A 1,280-nucleotide genomic window follows, 5' to 3' on the forward strand; every position below is an offset into this window, starting at 1 on the left:
AGCACCGCGAGGCCGTCGAGAAGGCGAGTGCCGGGCTTCTCAAGCCGTTACTCGACCAGGAGCTGAGCGTTGTGTTCTACGACATCACCACCGTCCGGATCCACGGTGAGAAGGAGCTTGGCGACGATCTGCGTCAGTATGGTCATAGCAAGGACGTCGCCGGTACTGCCCGGCAGTTCGCTCTCGGCGTTGTGCAGACGGCTGATGGGCTGCCGATCGCCCACGAGGTCTTCGAGGGTAATGTCGCCGAGGCAAAGACCCTGGCGCCGATGCTCCGTCGGCTGCTCAAGCGTTACCAGCTCCAGCGAGTGGTCGTTGTCGCTGACCGGGGCCTGCTGAGCCTGGATAACGTCGACACCCTCGAGGCGCTGGCTGCCGATGAGGGTCTGGCCATCGACTACATCCTTGCCGTTCCGGGGCGGCGCTATGCCGAGTTCACCGATGTTATGGCCGAGCTGCATCCGCGGCTTGCCGACGCCGCCGAGCAGTCCGGGAAGGAATCGGTCACCGAGACCACCTGGCAAGGCCGCCGGTTGGTCGTGGCGCATAATCCGGAGCGCGCACGGGAGCAGACGCGGGCGCGGCGGCGCAAGATCGAGCGCATCGAACAGATCGGCGAGGCCTTGGCCCAGCGGCTCGATAACCAGGATGCCGGCCGCCCAGGCCGCGGGCGCCGCTCAACGGATCGCAGCGCCCATCGGCGCTTTCACCAGACCGTGCTGCGCCACCAGATGAGCAGTATCGTCAAGGCGGACCTCGGTGCCGAACAGTTCCGTTACGACATCGACGACGAAGCGTGGACAGCCGCCGAACGCCTCGACGGCAAGCTGCTGCTGGTCACTAGCCTGGAGGCGTGGGACGCGCAGGCGATCGTTGAACGTTATCGCTCCCTAGCTGATATCGAGCGCGGATTCCGGGCACTGAAGAGCACCCTGGATATTGCCCCGGTCTACCACCGGTTGCCCGAGCGTATCCGCGCCCATGCGCTGATCTGTTTCCTCGCCCTGGTCCTCTACCGGGTGCTGCGCATGCGCCTGAAGGCCAAGGACTCCGCCTTCAGCGTCGAGCGCGCCCTGGAGGCGCTGGAGACCGTGCAAAGGCACGCGGTCGAGATCAACGGAGAAGCCCACACCGGGGTCTCGATCTCCCCAGAGCAGCGACAGCTCTTCCAGGAACTGGAGGTGAAGCCGCCGAGCCAAGCGAACGTCAGCGCGTAGTGCCAAATTTTAAGTGCGCTCCCGGCGCATCAATGAGTTATACGCGCGGCTGTTTAAGTTGGG

Annotated in this window: 1 protein-coding gene; it reads left to right on the plus strand. The window is 64.8% G+C overall.

All coding sequences use genetic code 11. The annotated features are described in order from the left end of the window. The coding region (locus LRF89_RS13160; protein WP_238637359.1) for an IS1634 family transposase at positions 1–1,217 on the plus strand (1,217 nt) is incomplete at its 5' end. Between the last annotated feature and the right edge of the window lie 63 nt (positions 1,218–1,280).

It is taken from the genome of Halorhodospira sp. 9621, from assembly GCF_022228055.1.
Classification (GTDB): Bacteria; Pseudomonadota; Gammaproteobacteria; order Nitrococcales; family Halorhodospiraceae; genus Halorhodospira; species Halorhodospira halophila_A.